The 16,850-nt window shown below is 70.6% G+C and carries 13 protein-coding genes; 8 read left to right on the forward strand and 5 right to left on the reverse strand.

Annotation, left to right across the window (positions count from 1 at the left end; all coding sequences use genetic code 11):
* Positions 1-146 precede the first annotated feature (146 nt).
* Complete coding sequence (locus ACY35P_RS08550; RefSeq protein ID WP_462115408.1) at positions 147-572, forward strand: energy transducer TonB; 426 nt, start codon at positions 147-149, stop codon at positions 570-572.
* A gap of 265 nt (positions 573-837) precedes the next feature.
* On the opposite strand, the gene ACY35P_RS08555 is transcribed toward ACY35P_RS08550, so the two are convergent.
* Positions 838-1,233 carry an MAPEG family protein gene (locus tag ACY35P_RS08555; protein WP_462115409.1) on the reverse strand — a complete coding sequence of 132 codons (396 nt, stop codon included), beginning with the start codon at positions 1,231-1,233 and terminating at the stop codon, positions 838-840.
* A 128-nt stretch (positions 1,234-1,361) separates the two neighbouring features.
* Between ACY35P_RS08555 and ACY35P_RS08560 the strand changes: the two genes are divergently transcribed.
* Both ACY35P_RS08560 and ACY35P_RS08565 read left to right on the forward strand, forming a co-directional pair.
* Positions 1,362-2,738: a M16 family metallopeptidase gene (locus ACY35P_RS08560; protein ID WP_462115410.1), complete on the forward strand. Its 1,377-nt coding sequence runs from the start codon at positions 1,362-1,364 to the stop codon at positions 2,736-2,738.
* 12 nt (positions 2,739-2,750) lie between these two features.
* Positions 2,751-4,166: a M16 family metallopeptidase gene (locus ACY35P_RS08565; protein ID WP_462115411.1), complete on the forward strand. Its 1,416-nt coding sequence runs from the start codon at positions 2,751-2,753 to the stop codon at positions 4,164-4,166.
* A 168-nt stretch (positions 4,167-4,334) separates the two neighbouring features.
* Here ACY35P_RS08565 and ACY35P_RS08570 read toward each other — a convergent pair whose 3' ends face one another.
* On the reverse strand, positions 4,335-5,000 hold the full coding sequence (locus tag ACY35P_RS08570) for a DUF4097 family beta strand repeat-containing protein (RefSeq protein WP_462115412.1): 666 nt from the start codon (positions 4,998-5,000) through the stop codon (positions 4,335-4,337).
* A 162-nt stretch (positions 5,001-5,162) separates the two neighbouring features.
* Between ACY35P_RS08570 and gpmI the strand changes: the two genes are divergently transcribed.
* The 3 genes from gpmI to ACY35P_RS08585 all read left to right on the forward strand — a co-directional run bounded on the left by gpmI (position 5,163) and on the right by ACY35P_RS08585 (position 9,393).
* Positions 5,163-6,680, forward strand: coding sequence for a 2,3-bisphosphoglycerate-independent phosphoglycerate mutase (gene gpmI, locus ACY35P_RS08575; RefSeq protein ID WP_462115413.1), 1,518 nt, complete (start codon positions 5,163-5,165; stop codon positions 6,678-6,680).
* 3 nt (positions 6,681-6,683) lie between these two features.
* The gene (locus ACY35P_RS08580) at positions 6,684-7,946 is read left to right on the forward strand and encodes a murein hydrolase activator EnvC family protein (RefSeq protein WP_462115414.1); all 1,263 of its coding nucleotides are present in this window, start codon (positions 6,684-6,686) and stop codon (positions 7,944-7,946) included.
* Positions 7,947-8,043: 97 nt separating this feature from the next.
* Positions 8,044-9,393 (forward strand): S41 family peptidase, encoded by a 1,350-nt coding sequence (locus ACY35P_RS08585; RefSeq protein ID WP_462115415.1) that lies wholly within the window; start codon positions 8,044-8,046, stop codon positions 9,391-9,393.
* A 3-nt stretch (positions 9,394-9,396) separates the two neighbouring features.
* On the opposite strand, the gene ACY35P_RS08590 is transcribed toward ACY35P_RS08585, so the two are convergent.
* Together ACY35P_RS08590 and ACY35P_RS08595 are read right to left on the reverse strand one after the other, a co-directional pair.
* Complete coding sequence (locus ACY35P_RS08590; RefSeq protein ID WP_462115437.1) at positions 9,397-9,717, reverse strand: DUF1820 family protein; 321 nt, start codon at positions 9,715-9,717, stop codon at positions 9,397-9,399.
* A gap of 84 nt (positions 9,718-9,801) precedes the next feature.
* Entirely contained in the window at positions 9,802-10,494 is a 693-nt protein-coding gene (locus ACY35P_RS08595) for a rhomboid family intramembrane serine protease (RefSeq protein WP_462115416.1), read from the reverse strand.
* Between the two features lie 196 nt (positions 10,495-10,690).
* On the opposite strand from ACY35P_RS08595, the gene ACY35P_RS08600 reads away from it, so the two are divergent.
* The gene (locus ACY35P_RS08600; protein ID WP_462115417.1) at positions 10,691-12,040 is read left to right on the forward strand and encodes an OmpP1/FadL family transporter; all 1,350 of its coding nucleotides are present in this window, start codon (positions 10,691-10,693) and stop codon (positions 12,038-12,040) included.
* A gap of 332 nt (positions 12,041-12,372) precedes the next feature.
* Here the strand turns inward: ACY35P_RS08600 and putA are convergent, their stop codons facing one another.
* Positions 12,373-15,600, reverse strand: coding sequence for a bifunctional proline dehydrogenase/L-glutamate gamma-semialdehyde dehydrogenase PutA (gene putA / locus ACY35P_RS08605; protein ID WP_462115418.1), 3,228 nt, complete (start codon positions 15,598-15,600; stop codon positions 12,373-12,375).
* A 286-nt stretch (positions 15,601-15,886) separates the two neighbouring features.
* Between putA and coxB the strand changes: the two genes are divergently transcribed.
* A complete protein-coding gene (gene coxB / locus ACY35P_RS08610) occupies positions 15,887-16,843 on the forward strand; it encodes a cytochrome c oxidase subunit II (protein WP_462115419.1) in 957 nt (318 codons plus the stop codon).
* Positions 16,844-16,850 lie beyond the last annotated feature (7 nt).

Consider the following 16,850-nt stretch of genomic DNA (forward strand, 5'->3'; position numbering starts at 1 on the left):
ATGCGAGAGTAGGTCATCGCCAGGGTCTTTATCCCCAAACCCCCATCCGTGAAAACGGGTGGGGGTTTGTCTTTGGGGGGGCGAAGCTGGCAGCCCAGCCATCTTGTGGATTATCCTGTTTGTCGACTGGGACGCAGGGGCTGGTAATGGCGCGCGTAATCGCCTTGTTCGTAATCACGTTGCTCCTGCCTGCCATTGCAGTCGGCGCAGGGCGTTCGTGGCGCTCCGATACGAAGGGGCGGATGCGGCACGCGCAGGTGGAGGCTATCAATCGGTCCATCCCGGGCTGCGACTGCCCCGACCGGTTCGACGAGGCGCCAGTGCTCATGGAGGCCTACGAACCTTTCTACCCTGCACGGCTGCTGGCCCAAGGCCAAGGCGGCGAGTGCGTGCTTCGATTCGACGTATCGCCGAACGGGGACGTCCGGAACATTGCGGCCGTGCAAGGGCCGTCCGCCGTCTGCGCGCATTCGGCGATCGCGTTGGCCTACTGGCGCTTTCAGCCTGCGCGGCTGGCCGGGCGTACGGTGGCGACCACGTTGACGATGCCGTTTCGCTACGAAGTCCGCTGAGCGATCGCATGCCGCGCGCTGCCGACTACCGTTGGGCGCGGCCATACCGTCCGCGTTCGGCGTCCTCCGGCCAGCTGGACGAAGCTGCGTCCAGCTTGATGACGCGGACGCGAGCACCTTCACGACATGACCGGAAGCGGGCTTACGACGCCCTCCACCGAGCCCCGAGCACGACCAAGTTACGGTGACCCGCTCCGAGCGAGGTGGGGCGCGGGTACGACGATTGCGCCGCGGTCGTAAGCCGCACGGTCAAAGTGCAACGCGCTCAGCGAACCGCCATCGCCGCCTGTGCCAGCAGCGCGACCGCGCAGCCCAGGCCGACAAACCAGACGAGGCTGCGCGCCGCGGCGATACCCGCGACGTAGAACATCCCGTGCAGCAGGCGGGCCGCGACGAAGACGACCGCAAGGAGCGCGATGCGGTCGTCCGCGACGCCGGCCAAGTCCGCGAGTACCACGCCGGCGGCAAAGGCCGGGAACGCTTCGAACGCGTTCATCTGCGCGGCATTCGCGCGCTGGACCCGCGGGTCGGCCTGCTTCGCGAGCCACGCGCGCGGCTCGCGATTGTCGTAACGCTCGCCGCGCGACTTCGCGAGCACGGTCCAGACGTACGGCAGCAGCGCGGCGACGAGCACGCACCAGTAGGCGGTCGAGATGGTCATGTCGGTCTCCCCGGGACGGTCCGCGGAGACTAGCGCAGCCGCCCGGCGGTCGCCCATGACTTTCGGCGGCGGGAGGGCCGCGCGAATCCCGCTAGGCTCGACGCTTCCGAATGGAGGGGGAATCCCGCATGCGTCGTCGTCTCCTGCCCGCGCTCCTCGGCGGGCTGCTCATCACCGCGTCCGCGCATGCCGCGACGCCCGACCGCTGGCAGGTACCCGTGTCGGTCAAGACGCTCGGCAACGGGCTCACGGTCGTCGTCTCCGAGGACCACAGCTCGCCGACGGTGGGCGTGTCGATGGTCTATCGCGTCGGCATGCGCCTGGAGCCGAAGAATCGCACCGGCTTCGCCCACCTCTTCGAGCACCTGATGTTCGAGGGCACGCCCAATGCGAAGGAAGGCGTCTTCGATCGCGTGATCACCGGAGGGGGCGGCCGCAACAACGGCTCCACGCGCCCGGACTTCACCAACTACATCGAGATGGCGCCGGCCTCGGCGCTCGAGCCGATCCTGTGGCTCGAAGCCGATCGCATGAAGACGCTCGACTTCAATCCGACCACGCTGAAGAACCAGCAGGACGTGGTGAAGGAAGAGATCCGCGTCAACGTGAAGAACCAGCCCTACGGCGGCTTCATGTGGATCGACATCGGCCAGCAGGCGTTCTCCAAGTGGGAGAACAACCACGACGGCTACGGCAGCTTCAAGGACCTCGAAGGCGCGAGCCTCGAGGACGTCGCCGCCTTCCATCGCGACTACTACGGCCCGAACAATGCGGTGCTCGGCATCGCGGGTGACGTCACGCCGGCGCAGGCGTTCGCGCTGGCCGAGAAGTATTTCGCATCGATCCCCGAGCGCACGACGCCCAAGCGTCCCGATGTCGCCGAAGCCCTCAACACGCAGGAAAAGCGCATCCAGCAGACCGATGCGCTCGCGCAGGTTCCGGCCGTCGCCGCCGCGTGGAAGATGCCCGCGCGCGGCAGCCGGGACCAGGCCGCGATGGCGGTGCTCGGCGATGTGCTCGCCGGCGGCGACGCCTCGCGCTTCTACCAGGGTCTGGTGAAAGGTCGTCAGCTCGCCCTCAACGTGGAGTCGTTGTACGGCCTCACCAGCCCGTGGGAATACGACGGCCCGACGCTGTTCACCGTTTTCGCGCTGTACAAGCCGAACACGAGCGCGGACGCGGTGCTCGCCGCCATGGACGAGGAGATCGCGAAGGTCGCCGGGAGCGGCGTGAGCGATGCCGAGCTCGCACGGGTCAAGACCAAGATGCTGGCCGACTGGTACAACGGCCTCGAGTCGTTCATCAACCGTGCCGACACCGTCGCGAAGATGCAGACGCTGTGGGGCGACGCGAACGTCGTCAACAAGATTCCCGCGTGGATCGAGGCGGTGACGTCCGCCGACCTGCAGCGCGCCGCGAAGACCTACCTCGCCCGCAGCAACCGCACGGTCATCGACCGCGTTCCCACCGCGATGGCCAACGCCGCGCCCGCGGCCGGCAAGTAAGGAGGCGCCGCCATGAAGACCCTCACCCTGCTCGCCGCCGCGGTCGCCCTCGTGCTCGCGGGCAATGCCGTCGCCGGCCCCAAGGCGCCGCTGCCGAAGGACCTGCCGCCCTACGCGCCGGATCGAGCCTTGCCGGTGCCCGCCATCGATACGACGAAGCTCGCCAACGGCCTCGAGGTCTGGTTCGTGCCGCGCAGCGGGCTGCCGCGCGTCGACGTCGTGCTCGCCATCCGCGACGCCGGCCTCGCCGCCGACGATGCCGCGCATCCCGGGTTCGCCAACATGCTCGCCGGGCTGCTCAACGAGGGCACCGCCCGGCGCGATTCGAAGGCCCTCGCCGAAACCGCGCAGGGCCTGGGCGGTGGCATCGGCGCGAGCGCGACCAACGACGGCGTGCTGCTGTCGGGCAATGCGCTGGCCTCGCATGCCGGCGCGCTGATCGCGCTGCTCGGCGAAGTGGCGCGAACGCCGACCTTCCCCGACGGCGAGGTGCGTCTCGCGCAGGCGAACGCGCTGCAGAACCTCAAGGCCTCGGAAGCGCAGCCGGGCTTCAAGGCCGAGCGTGCGCTCGCGGCCGCGATCTACGGCGAGCATCCGTATGCGCGCACGCAGCCGACCGAAGCGTCGATCACCTCGGTCACCCCGCAGCTGCTTCGCGACGCCCATGCCCGCCGTTTCCGGCCCGACCGCGCGCTGCTCGTCATCACCGGCCCCGCCGATCGGGCGGCGACGATGAAGGCGGTCGAGGCGGCGTTCGGCGACTGGCGGGCGACCGGCGATGCGCTTGCGTCGACACCGGCCGCGCCGCGCACCGCCGCGCCGAAGCACGTGCTCGTGCCGCGCGAGGGCAGCGTCCAGTCCGCGATCCGCATCGGCCGTCCCGGCATCGCGGCGACCGACGCCGACTACGTGCCGCTGCAGCTCGCCGGCACCGTGCTCGGAGGCGGGTTCAGCTCGCGCCTCATGCAGAACCTGCGCGAGGAGAAGGGCTATACCTACGGCGCGCGCGGTGGCCTCGGCGCCCTGCGCGAGGGCGGGCGCATCAGCGCGTCGGCCGACGTGCGCAACGAGGTGACCGGTGCGGCGATCAAGGAGTTCATGGCCGAGTTCTCGCGCATGGGCGAGGAGCCGGTACCGGCGCAGGAGCTGGAGGACACCAAGCGCTACGTCGCCGGCGGCTACCTGCTCAACAACCAGATGCAGGCCGCGGTCGCCGCGACCCTGGCGTCGAACTGGCTGGTCGGACTGCCCGCGCAGTTCCTCGGTGAGTACGTGCCGAAGATCCGCGCGGTGGACGCGGCACAGGTGCAGGCGATGGGCCGCAAGTATTTCGATCCGAAGGCGCAGTCGATCGTCGTGGTCGGCGATCCGAAGGCGGTGGCCGAGCAGCTGGCGCCGTACGGGACGTTCGACACGCCGGCGAAGTAAGTCACCCGCCGAACGCGCCGTGGAAAAGGCCGCCTTCGGGCGGCCTTTTTCGTTTGCCGGCCCGCGCATGGCGAGCGCGAATCGATGCCTGCCGCCGACCGGTCGCGCCGCGCCCCAAAACGCACGAGGCCGCCCGAAGGCGGCCCCGTGCCGACGCGTGGCGGAACGTCACTCCGCCGGCGGCGTGGCCCCGCTGAAGTGGCGCACCGTGGCGCCCGTCACCGTGCCGATCTTCGCGCTGTCGTGCACGAACAGCGTCACCGGGCGCTCGAAGCGCAGTGCGCCGTCGACCTGCGCGTTCGGGCCGATGACGATCCTCGGGTCGCGGCGGCGGATGTTGAACAGCTTCATCTGCTGCTTCTCGACGACGAGGCCGCCGTGCACGTGGCTGCCGACGCCCACGGTGACGTCGCCGTTCACCGTGCGCAGGCTGCGCGCGACGTCCGTGGCCACCAGCCCGATCGAGCCGTTCACGGTCTCCACGCCGCCGCCGACGCGGCCGCCGCGGTCGACGAGGATGCCGCCGTTCACGGTGGTGACATCGCCATCGACGCGCACGTCGTTGCCGGTGTGGATCGAGCCGTTGACGGTGGTGAGCTCGCCGACCTGCGCGCCGTCGCCGACCTTGATGCTGCCGTTCACCGTCTCGGCGCTGCCCGCGCGAACACGGTCGTCGATGCGGATGCTGCCGTTGACGGTCTCGAGGCTGGCGTACGTCTGGCCAGCCTCGGCATGGATGGAGCCGTTGACCTTGTCGATGCTCAGGCGGTCTTCGGCATGGGCGGACAGGGCGAGGCCGAGGGCGAGCGGCAGGATCAGCAGGGCGGTGCGCATGGCGAGTCCTTCAGGGCGTTGTCCGGCTTGGATGCCGCCGGCGGCCGGCGGGTTTAAGCGCCCTGCGACGGGTCGTCGCGGGCGCGTCGCTACAATCGCGCATCCCCCCGCGCCGGGCACCTGCCCGAAGTCACAGGTACTTCCGTGTCCCATGCCGCTGCCGTGAAGCCCGTCGTCCTGCTCATCCTCGATGGCTGGGGCCACCGCGACGACCCCACCGACAATGCGCTCGCCCAGGCCCGGCTCCCGAACTGGAACGCGCTCGTGGCCGGCTGCCCGCACACGCTGATCCACACCGAGGGCCGCCACGTGGGCCTGCCGGACGGGCAGATGGGCAATTCCGAGGTCGGCCACATGAACCTCGGCGCGGGCCGCATCGTCTACCAGGACCTCACCCGCGTGGACGCGGCGATCGAGGACGGCAGCTTCTTCGACAATGCCGAGCTGCGCGCGGCCTGCGAAGCGGCCACGACGGCAAACGCCACCCTGCACGTGATGGGCCTGCTCTCGCCCGGCGGCGTGCACAGCCACGAGACGCACATCTTCGCGATGCTCGAGATGGCGCACCGCCTCGGCGTGCCGAAGGTCGCCGTGCATGCCTTCCTCGACGGCCGCGACACGCCGCCGCGCTCGGCCGAGCCGAGCCTGCGCGCGCTGCAGCAGCTCTGCGACCGCCTCGGCAATGCGCGCATCGCGACGGTGGGCGGCCGCTACTTCGCCATGGACCGCGACAAGCGCTGGGACCGCGTGCACCGCGCGTTCGACGCCATGGTCGAGGCGCGCGCCGCGCAGGGTGCGACCGATGCACTCGCCGCGCTCGCGGCCGCCTACGAGCGGGGCGAGAACGACGAGTTCGTTGCCCCGACCGTGCTCGACGGCTACACCGGCATGCACGACGGCGATTCGGTGGTCTTCATGAACTTCCGCGCCGATCGCGCGCGCCAGCTCACCGCCGCGTTCGTGCTGCCCACCTTCGACGGCTTCGATGCGCGCCATCCCGTGTTGTCGCGCTTCGTCTGCCTCACCGAGTACGACGCGAAGCTGCCGGCGCCGGTCGCGTTCGGCCCGGACGACCTGCGCAACACGCTCGGCGAGGTGCTCGCGGCGAACGGCCTGCGCCAGCTGCGCATCGCCGAGACTGAGAAGTACGCGCACGTCACGTTCTTTTTCAGCGGCGGGCGCGAGGACGAATATCCGGGCGAGACGCGCATCCTCGTGCCGAGCCCGCAGGTCGCCACCTACGACCTGCAGCCGGAGATGAGCTGTCCGGAAGTGACCGAGCGCCTGTGCGCCGCCATCCGCTCGGGAGAGGTCGACGTCGCGATCTGCAACATCGCCAATCCCGACATGGTCGGGCACACCGGCATCATGAGCGCGGCGATCCAGGCCGCCGAGGCGGTCGACGTCGCGATCGGCGCGATCCGCCGGGCCGTCGCCGACATGCACGGCGCGCTGCTGGTCACCGCCGACCACGGCAACCTCGAGATGATGCGCGACGTCGCGACCGGCCAGGCGCACACCGCGCATACCGTGGGCCCGGTGCCGTTCGTCTACTGCGGCCCACGCAGCGCGAGCTTGCGCAGCGGCGGCGCATTGCGCGACGTCGCGCCGACCATCCTCGACCTGCTCGGCGTCGACAAGCCCGCCGAGATGAGCGGCACGAGCCTGCTGGGCGGCTGAACGATGCGCCTGCGCGCCGCACTGTTCGCCTTCCTGCTGCTGCCGGCATTCGCCGGCGCGGCGCAGGACACGCGCGGCACGGAGAAGAAGCTGCAGGCGATCAAGCGCGAACTGCAGGGCGTCGCCGCCGAGCGCCGCAAGCTGGAGACGCAGCGCGGCAGTGCGAGCCAGCAGCTGCGCAGCGCCGACGAGCAGGTCGGGCAGACCGATCGATCCCTGCGCGAGACGCAGACGCGCATCGCGCTGGAGTCGTCGACGCTGGCGCAGCTGCGCACGAAGCAGGCGTCGATGCGGGTCACGCTGAAGGGCGCGCGCGAGGAACTCGCCACGCTGCTGCGCGCGGCCGATCGGCAGGGCAAGGCGGGGCCGCTGAAGTCGCTGCTCGCGCGCGACCGCGTTGAGGATGCGCAGCGGCTGCTCACGTATCACGGCTACCTGCAGCGTGCGCGCGCCGCGCGCATCCGCGACCTCACCGCACAACTCGCCGAGCTCGATCGCGTGGAAGCGGAGATTGCGCGCCGCACCGGCGAGCTCACCGCCGCGCAGAAGGCGCAGGCCGAGCAGTTGCGCAAGCTGCAGCAGGACCGTGAGCAGCGCGCCGTGCTCGTCGCGCAACTCGAAGCGAAGTACAAGGACCGCGCCGCGCGCGAGCAGGCGCTCGGCCGCGATGCCAAGGCGCTCGAGCAGCTGCTCGCGAAGCTGCGCATCGCCGCGGCGAAGGCCCGTGCCGAGCAGAAGCGCCTCGCGGAGCAGCGCGCGCGCGAGGCGGCCGCCGCGCGTGCCGCCGACGCGGCTGCGGCGAAGGCGGCGCAGGCGAAGGGGCTGCCGCCGCCGCCCAAGCGCGTGGTGCGCCCACCGGTCCAGGTGGCGACCGCGCCGTCGCCGCAGGTGGGCGGGCTCGGCTGGCCGCTGTCGGGCGCGCTGCTCGCCGGTTATGGCGGGACGATGCCGGACGGCCGGCGCAGCGACGGCCTGCTGATCGCCGCGAACGCCGGTGCGCCGGTGCGCGCGGTGGCCGACGGCACCGTCGTCTACGCCGAATGGATGACGGGCTACGGCCTGCTGCTGATCGTCGACCACGGCAATGGCTACATGTCGCTGTACGCGCACAACGACGCGCTGCTGAAGGACGCGGGCACGACGGTGAAGCGCGGCGATCCGGTCGCCACCGTCGGGACCTCGGGCGGACAGGGGCGGCCGTCGCTGTATTTCGAGCTGCGCCGTGGCGGCTCGCCGGTCGATCCCGGTGTCTGGCTGCGACGCTGAACGCCGCGCGTCGACGCCGCTTTCCGGACCGCCGGTTAACGTGCTGAACTCCCCGCCTGCACGACGGTCGCACCGTCGATCCCCTTCCGGAGTCGCCATGCGTCGTCGCCTGCTCGTCCTTGCCCTCGCCCTCGCGCTGCCCGCCGCCGCGCAGCAGGCGCCCACGCCGTCGACCCCCGCCACGCCACCCCCGGCCGCGGACACGAAGGCGCCCGCGCAGCAGGCCCCGGCGCCGGTCGCCAAAGCCGCACCGTCGAAGGACGAGGACGCCGGCAAGGTGCCGCTCGACGAGATCCGCCGCTTCGTCACCGTCTACAACGCGGTGCGGCAGGCGTACGTCGAGCCGGTGAGCGATGCGCAACTGATGAAGGCCGCGATCCACGGCCTGCTGCTCGACCTCGATCCGCACAGCACCTACTTCGACAAGAGCGCCGCCGAGGACTTCGACGAGAACGCGCGCGGCGCGTACGAAGGCATCGGCGTCGAACTGCAGCGCCAGGACGACGGCACGCTCAAGGTGGTGTCCGCGATCGACGACACGCCGGCCGCGAAGGCGGGCCTCAAGGCGGGCGACCTGATCGTCGCCATCGACGGCAAGCCGTTCCGCCGCGACGAGGGCGACAGCTCCGCGCCGCTGCGCGGCCCCGCGGGCAGCAAGGTCGTGCTGACCGTGCTGCGCAAGGGCGAGCGCAAGCCGATCGACCTCACCGTCGTGCGCGAGACCATCCGCATCGCCTCGGTGCGCTCGCGCCTGCTGGAGCCGGGCTTCGGCTACGTGCGCATCGCCGCGTTCCAGGCCGACACCGCCACCGATTTCGAGAAGGCGCTCGACAAGCTCAAGGGCGCCGGCGCGCTGCGCGGCCTGGTCATCGACCTGCGCAGCAATCCGGGCGGCCTGCTCACCAGCGCGGTACAGATCGCCGACGACCTGCTCGACAAGGGCGGCATCGTCAGCACGCGCGGCCGCATCGGCATCAGCGACGCCGCGTTCTCGGCCACGCCCGGCGACCGCCTGGGCGGCGCGCCGCTGGTGGTGCTGGTCGACGGCGGCTCGGCGAGCGCGTCCGAAGTGCTCGCCGGCGCGCTCAAGGACAACGGCCGCGCGCGCATCGTCGGCAGCCGCACGTTCGGCAAGGGCTCGGTGCAGACGGTGCTGCCGCTCGACAACGGCGACTCGGTGAAGCTCACGACCGCGCGCTACTTCACGCCGAGCGGCAAGTCGATCCAGGCGCTCGGCATCGTGCCGGACGTCGCACTCAAGGCCGCGGCGGGCGTCGATGCGCGCGCCGGGGTGTCGGAGGCGAGCCTGCCGGGCCACCTGCGGGGCGAGGCGGACGACGCCACCGTCGCCGGCGACGTGCTGGAAGGCGAGGCCTACATCGCGCAGGCGCTCGCCGAGCTCAAGCGCCTCGCGGGCGTGCCGGCCGCAGCGCCGAAGGCGAAGTAGTCCTCAGCGCGGCTTGCCCGGCATCGGGAAGGGCGTCACCACGCGCTCGCCCGTCGCCGCATCGCGGATCGCCGACTGCGCTTTGCGCTCGACCTCCTCGATGCGCACGATCGACTGCATCGGCAGGTGCAGCATCCGCGTGTTGCCGAACTCGTCGCGCAGGCGCTCCTCCGTCGGGTCCACCACGACGCCTTCGTTGACGTCGAAGACCAGCTCGCCCACCTCGGTGAAGCCCCACAGCGCGCCGCTCGCGACGTGCCGGGCGTAGAGCTCGTAGACCTTGCCGGCGTTGAGGAAGGTCACCTTGTAGAGCGGCTTGGGCATGGCGGTCATCGTGGGGTGGGCTCGGGCCTAGGTGGGGCGGATCGGCCGGGGTTCAACAGCATGCGCGCGCAGCCGGTGGCTGCGTCAGAAACCGCGCTCGCGCTTCATCCGTCGTTTGATCGCGCCGCGCGAGAGCAGGGCGAACACCCCGCCGAAGGCGAAGCCGGCGAGATGCGCCGACCAGGCCACCGCGCCGAAGGCCGGCCCGACGAAGGTGTAGACGAGCTGCAGGCCGGCCCAGACGCCGATCAGCACCGGCGCCGGCATCTTCACGAACTGCAGGAAGAGGCCGAGCGGCACCACCAGGCCCAGGCGGGCTGTCGGAAACAGGGCGAGATAAGCGCCGATCAGCGCCGAAACCGCGCCACTTGCGCCGATGATGAGCCGATCGGGCGTGCCGATCGCGAGCACCGCGGCGAGGTTGGCCACCGCGCCGCCGCCGAGGAACAGGGCGAGGAACCGCCACGGCCCGATCGCCCGCTCCGCCGGCGCGCCGAAGATCAGCAGGAACAGCAGGTTGCCGATGAGGTGCGCCCAGTCCGCATGCAGGAACAGGGCGGTGACCAGCCGGGCCAGGTGGCCGTCGCGGACCGAGGCCCAGAGGCTGTCCCAGGAGCGCAGGTCGCCCGAGAGCGCGCCCCATTCCATCAGCAGCCGGCGCTGGCCGGCGTCCGGCAGCAGGCTGGCCACGACGAAGCAGCCCCACAGGGCGACGAACACCGTGGGCATCGCCCAGCGCATGGGCGCCTTGTCGCGGGGCGGGAGGGGGACGAACACGCGAAAGGTCTCCGGACGGCCCGCGCATGATGCCCCCCGGCGGCCGCAACGCCCAGCGGCCGGGGCGGACGGGCGGCACGCCGGCCTATTGTTACGGCGGGGTTAAAGGCTATATTCGGTGCCGCATGGTCGCGCTCAGCCGACCAGCCCACAGAAGCCGGCCCGACCGGCGCAGCACCTTCCTTCGGAGAGAGACATGCAGAACGGCTTCATGCGCGTCACCGCGCTCGCGCTCGGCATCGCCGGCGCGCTCACGCTGGGCAATGCCCACGCCTCGGGCTTCCAGATTCGCGAGAACAGCGTCAAGAACATGGGCCGCGCCTTCTCGGGCATGGCCGTGTACAACAACGACGCCTCGGTCGTGACGAACAACCCGGCTGCGATGTCGAGCTTCGACAAGTCGACCGTCCAGACCGACATCTCGGTGATCAACCTCACCGCCGACTTCGAAGGCTCCGGCAAGACCGCGCTGGGCACCCCGCTCACCGGCACCAACGGCGGCGACCCGGGCGACCCGACCGCGGTCCCGGCCCTGTCGGCCGTGTTCCCGATGTCGGGCGCGCTCGACAACCTCACCTTCGGCGTGATGGTCGACGCTCCGTTCGGCCTGAAGACCGAGTACGACCGCGACTTCGTGGGCCGCTACAACGCCGTGACCTCGGACGTGAAGATCGTCGACCTCAGCCTGTCGGCCTCGCTCGCGATCACCGACCGCTTCTCGATCGGCGCCGGCCTGATCCTCGAGCGCGCCGACGTCACGCTGACCAACGCCGTCGACTACGGCAGCGCGATCTGCGCCCAGTCGGGCAACCTCGCCAACTGCTTCAACCCGGCGTATCCGTTCCGTCCGCAGAACAACGACGGTTTCGTCGACGTCTCGGGCAACGACACCAGCCTCGGCTGGCGCGTGGGCATGCAGTGGAAGCCGACCGACCGCCTGACGATCGGCGCTTCGCACCGCTCCGAAGTCGACCACGACCTGAAGGGCACCGCCGACTTCACCGCCCCGGCCGCCGTCGCCGCGGTGCTGGGTGCGCGCGTCGCCGATGCCAACATCACCGCGCCGCTCACCACGCCGAGCATCAGCACGATCAGCGTCCGCTACGACTTCAGCGACGCATTCCGCATGATGGCCGACTACCAGGCGACCGACTGGCATTCGCTGGAAGCGGTGCGCATCTTCCGCGAGGGCGGTGGCGTGCTCGGCAACGAGCCGTTCAACTGGAAGGACACCGACTTCTTCTCCGTCGGCGCCGAGTTCGACCTGAGCCCGGCCCTCACCCTGCGTGGCGGCGTCGCCCGTGACGAGTCGCCGACCAACGACGAAGCGCGCACCCCCCGCCTGCCCGACAACGACCGCATGCTGTACTCGATCGGTGCGACCTGGCACATGTCGGATGCGCTGAGCTTCGATGCGGCCTACACGCGCATCACGATCGACGACCCGACCATCAACGGGATCCACTCGTCGAGCGGCTCGACCCTCAACGGCAAGTACAGCGGTCACGCGGACCTGTTCGGCGTCGCGGCGCAGTTCAAGTTCTGATCGATCGGTCGGCTTGACCGGAAAGGCCCCGCTTCGGCGGGGCTTTTTCGTTAGGGCTCCCGTCGTTCGTGAGCCCTCAGCCGATCCGTGGTGCGCGACGTGATCGTGCTCGATCGGATCGGCCGTGCCGATGCCCGAGTACCGGTGCTGTGCGCAACGATGGACGCCGCGGACTTCCGTCGCTGTCGTGGCGAGCGATCCCGTGATGGCGCCCGGAGCACAGGCTGAACCGCAGCTTCATCGACGCGCGGCGAGCGCGCTGCGCGTGGGCAATGCGGCAAGAAAAAAGCCCCGCCGAAGCGGGGCTTTTCCGTTGCGGAACCGCGCGAGCGTCAGTCGCCCAGCGTCAGCAGCGAGGCGTTGCCGCCCGCGGCCGTCGTGTTGACGGTGATGGTCTTCTCGGTCGCGAACCGCGGCAGGTAATGCGGGCCGCCGGCCTTGGGGCCGGTGCCCGACAGGCCCTGTCCGCCGAACGGCTGCACGCCGACCACCGCGCCGATCTGGTTGCGGTTGACGTAGCAGTTGCCGACGCGGATGCGGCTGGCGATCTTGTCGATCGTCGCGTCGATGCGCGAATGCACGCCGAGCGTGAGCCCGTAGCCGGTCGCGTTGATCTGGTCGATCACCGCGTCGAGCTGGTCGGCCTTCCAGCGGATCACGTGCAGCACCGGGCCGAAGACCTCGCGATGCAGCTGGTCGAGCGAATGCAGCTCGTAGGCGCGCGGACCGAAGAAGCTGCCGTGCGCGGCGGCTTCGCCGAGCGGGATCTCGGCGATCTTCGCGCGCGCCTCGCGGTCCATGCGCTCGCCATGCTCCTTCAGCACGCGCAGGGCATCGTCGTCGATGACGGGACCGACGTCGGTCGACAGCAGGCCCGGGTCGCCGACGACGAGCTCGGCCATCGCGCCGGCGAGCATGTGCACCACCTTGTCGGCGATGTCCTCCTGCACGAACAGCACGCGCGCCGCCGAGCAGCGCTGGCCGGCCGAGGTGAACGCCGAGCCGATCGCGTCCTTCACCACCTGCTCGGGCAGCGAGGACGAATCCGCGATCAGTGCGTTCTGCCCGCCGGTCTCGGCGATGAGCACGCCGATCGGTGCGTTCTCGCGCGCAGCGAGCGCCCGGTTGATCGCACGTGCGGTCTCGGTCGAGCCGGTGAAGGCGACGCCCACGATGCGATCGTCGCGGGTCAATGCGGCGCCGACGGTCGCGCCGTCGCCCGGCAAGAACTGCAGCACGGCCTCCGGCACGCCCGCCTCGTGCAGCAGCTTGACCGCGGCGAAGCCGACGAGGTTGGTCTGCTCGGCGGGCTTGGCGATCACGCAGTTGCCCGCGGCGAGCGCCGCGCAGACCTGGCCCATGAAGATCGCGAGCGGGAAGTTCCACGGGCTGATGCAGACGAACGTTCCGCGCCCCGAAAGCTGCAGCGTGTTCGACTCGCCGGTCGGGCCCGGCAGCGGCTCGGGCTTGAACAGCACGCGCGCCTGCTCGGCGTAGTAGCGCAGGAAGTCCACAGCCTCGCGCACCTCGGCGACGCCGTCGGGAACCGTCTTGCCGGCTTCCTTCGCGCACATGGCGATGAACAGCGGCATGCGCTGCTCGAGCAGGTTCGCCGCGTGCTCGAGGATGGCGGCGCGGCTCGCGGCCGGCGTCGTGTTCCACGTATTGTGCGCACCGACCGCGTTCTGCAGCGCGCGCTCGACGAGCGACGCGTCCGCCGGGACCCAGTGGCCGACGACTTCGCGGCGGTCGGCGGGATTGCTGACCGCGATGCGCGCGCCCGAGGCGCGCGCGCCGGCCACCAGCGGCTCGGCGAACCAGGGCTGCGCGGTCGCTGCGTTGACCTGCTCGGCAAGGGCGCGCAGCGCGTCGTCGTTGGCGAGGTTCACGCCCATCGAATTGCTCCTGGAATGGTCGTAGCTGCGGAACAGGTCGACCGGCTGTGGAATGCGGGGATGCGGGATCGTGTCGAACTGCTCGACGATCCCGATGGGGTCGCGCACGAGCTCGGCGACGGGAATCGACTCGTCGGTGATGCGGTTGACGAAGCTCGAGTTCGCGCCGTTCTCGAGCAGGCGACGCACCAGATACGGCAGCAGGTCCTCGTGGCTGCCGACGGGTGCGTACACGCGGCAGGGCACGGCGAGGCGATCGGCCGGGATCACTTCGGCATACAGGTCGTCGCCCATGCCGTGCAGCTTCTGGAACTCGAACGCGCGGCCGGCGGCCATGCGATGCACGTGCGCGATGGTCTGCGCGTTGTGCGTGGCGAACATCGGATAGATGACGTCCGACGCGTCGAGCATCTTCCGCGCGTTGGCGAGGTAGCTGACGTCGGTGTTGGGCTTGCGCGTGAACACCGGATAGCCCGGCATGCCGTCGACCTGCGCGCGCTTGACCTCCGCGTCCCAGTACGCGCCCTTGACCAGGCGCACCGGGATGCGGCGGCCGGTGCGGCGCGCGAGGTCGGCGACGAAGTCGATGACTTCCGGGCAACGCTTGGAATACGCCTGCACCGCGAGGCCGAAGCCCTCCCAGCCGTCGAGCGACGGATCCGAATAGGCGCCGGCGATCACGTCGAGCGACAGCTCCAGGCGGTCGGCTTCCTCGGCGTCGACGGTGAAGCCGATCGCATAGGACTTCGCCAGCTGCGCCAGTTCGAGCACGCGCGGCGTCAGCTCGGCATGCACGCGCGCACGCTTGGCCTGTTCGTAGCGCGGATGCAGTGCGGACAGCTTGACCGAGATCGACGGCGCGCCGAACACCGCGGCGGCGTTCGACGGGTCGACGGTGCCGGCGCCGCGCGAATGGCGGCCGATCGCATGGATCGCGCCGCGGTAGGCGGCGAGGTAGCGGTCGGCATCGGCCTGCGTCAGCGCGGCCTCGCCGAGCATGTCGAACGAATAGCGGTAGGCGGCGTTGTCGCCCTTGCGCGAACGCGCGAGCGCCTCGTCGATGGTCCGCCCCATCACGAACTGGTGGCCCATGATCCGCATCGCCTGGCGCACCGCGAGGCGGATCACCGGCTCGCCCACGCGGCCCACCAGCCGCTTGAAGGCGCCGTGGACGTCGCGCTTGGTGTCGTCGGCGAGGTCGACGAGGTGGCCGGTGAGCATCAGGCCCCAGGTCGACGCGTTGACCAGCACCGACGGCGACTGGCCCATGTGCCGCTTCCAGTCGGCCTCGCCCAGCTTGTCGCGGATCAGCCGGTCGGCCGTCTCGGCATCGGGGATGCGCAGTAGCGCCTCGGCCACGCACATCAGCAGCACGCCCTCCTCGGAGCCGAGGTCGTACTGGCGCATGAAGGCTTCGATCGCGCCCTGGTCCTTCGCCCGGCGGCGGACGCGGGTGACGAGGTCGGCGGCGGTCGCCTGGACGGCGGCCCGGTCGGCCTCGGGCAGGCGCGCGAGCTCGAGCAGGCGGCGCACGTGGGTGGCCTCGTCGCGGACCCAGCCCGCGGTGATGGCGGCACGGGGGCCCGGGGGCGGCGAGGGCAGCTCGGGCGCGATCAGGGCGCGCACCGGCGGTGTGCCGGACGCGGTGGGAGAGGGAGTCGACATCGGATCCCAGCAACTGCGACGGAAGGCGCGTAGTCTAGCCGTCGCGCCGATGGCGGTCGCGGCCCGCCGCGGCCGGCCGCAGCGCGTTCCCCGACGATTCCGGCTTGCCCGGGCTATCGCGCGGGGCTAACATTTCTCGGTTTCCGCAGGGCTCGGCCGCGCACCTTCCGCTCGTCCTGCAGGCTCATCCGTCGCGCCCCGTTCCTCGTATCCGCTCAGGCGGGGACGCGGTCGCCTGCCGGCGGACCATCGAATCCACGCATTTGCCGATCTGGGGCTCCATCTGATGAAAGCCGGTCGTATCAAGCAGTGGGCTGCGGGCCTCGTCGCCCTCACCCTGCCGGTCCTCGCCTTCGCGCAGCAGCATCCGGGCGATCCCACCAGCCCGCATCGCTGGCAGCTCAACATGCGCGAGGGTGTGACCCAGATCTCCCGCAACGCCTACGACGCCCACATGCTCGCGCTGTGGATCTGCGTGGGCATCGGCGTCCTGGTGTTCGGCGCGATGGCCTACGCCATGTTCAAGTTCCGCAAGTCGCAGGGCGCGACGCCGGACGTGGACTTCACGCACAGCACGAAGCTCGAGATCGTCTGGACCGTCGTCCCGATCGTCCTGCTCGTGGCCATGGCGTTCCCGGCGACCAGCAAGCTCATCAACATGTACGACGTCCGCGAGTCCGAGATGACCATCAAGGTCACCGGCTACCAGTGGATGTGGAAGTACGACTACCTCGGCCAGGGCGTCTCGATGACGAGCCGCCTCAAGCGCGAGAGCGACGCGATGCGCCAGAGCGGCCGCATCCCGACGATGGAAGCCAATCCGACCTACCTGCTCGAGGTCGACAACGAGCTCGTGGTGCCGGTCGGCACCAAGATCCGCTTCGTGGTCACCGCCGACGACGTGATCCACGCCTGGTGGGTGCCGTCGCTGGGCTGGAAGCAGGACGCGATCCCCGGCCTGATCAACGAGGCCTGGGCGAAGATCGACCAGCCGGGCATCTACCGCGGCCAGTGCGCCGAGCTCTGCGGCAAGGACCACGGCTTCATGCCGATCGTCGTGCGCGCCGTGCCGAAGGCCGAGTTCCAGCAGTGGCTCGCCGCGCACCAGGCGCAGCCCGCCGCCGCACCGGCTCCGGCCGCGCCGCCCGCCGGCGCGAACCCGGTCGACCCGGCCGCGAACGCGCAGCCGACCGCCGCCACGGCCCCGAATTCCGACGCCCCGACCGCCCCGGTCGCCGGCTGATCGCATC

The organism is Lysobacter xanthus (genome assembly GCF_047159895.1).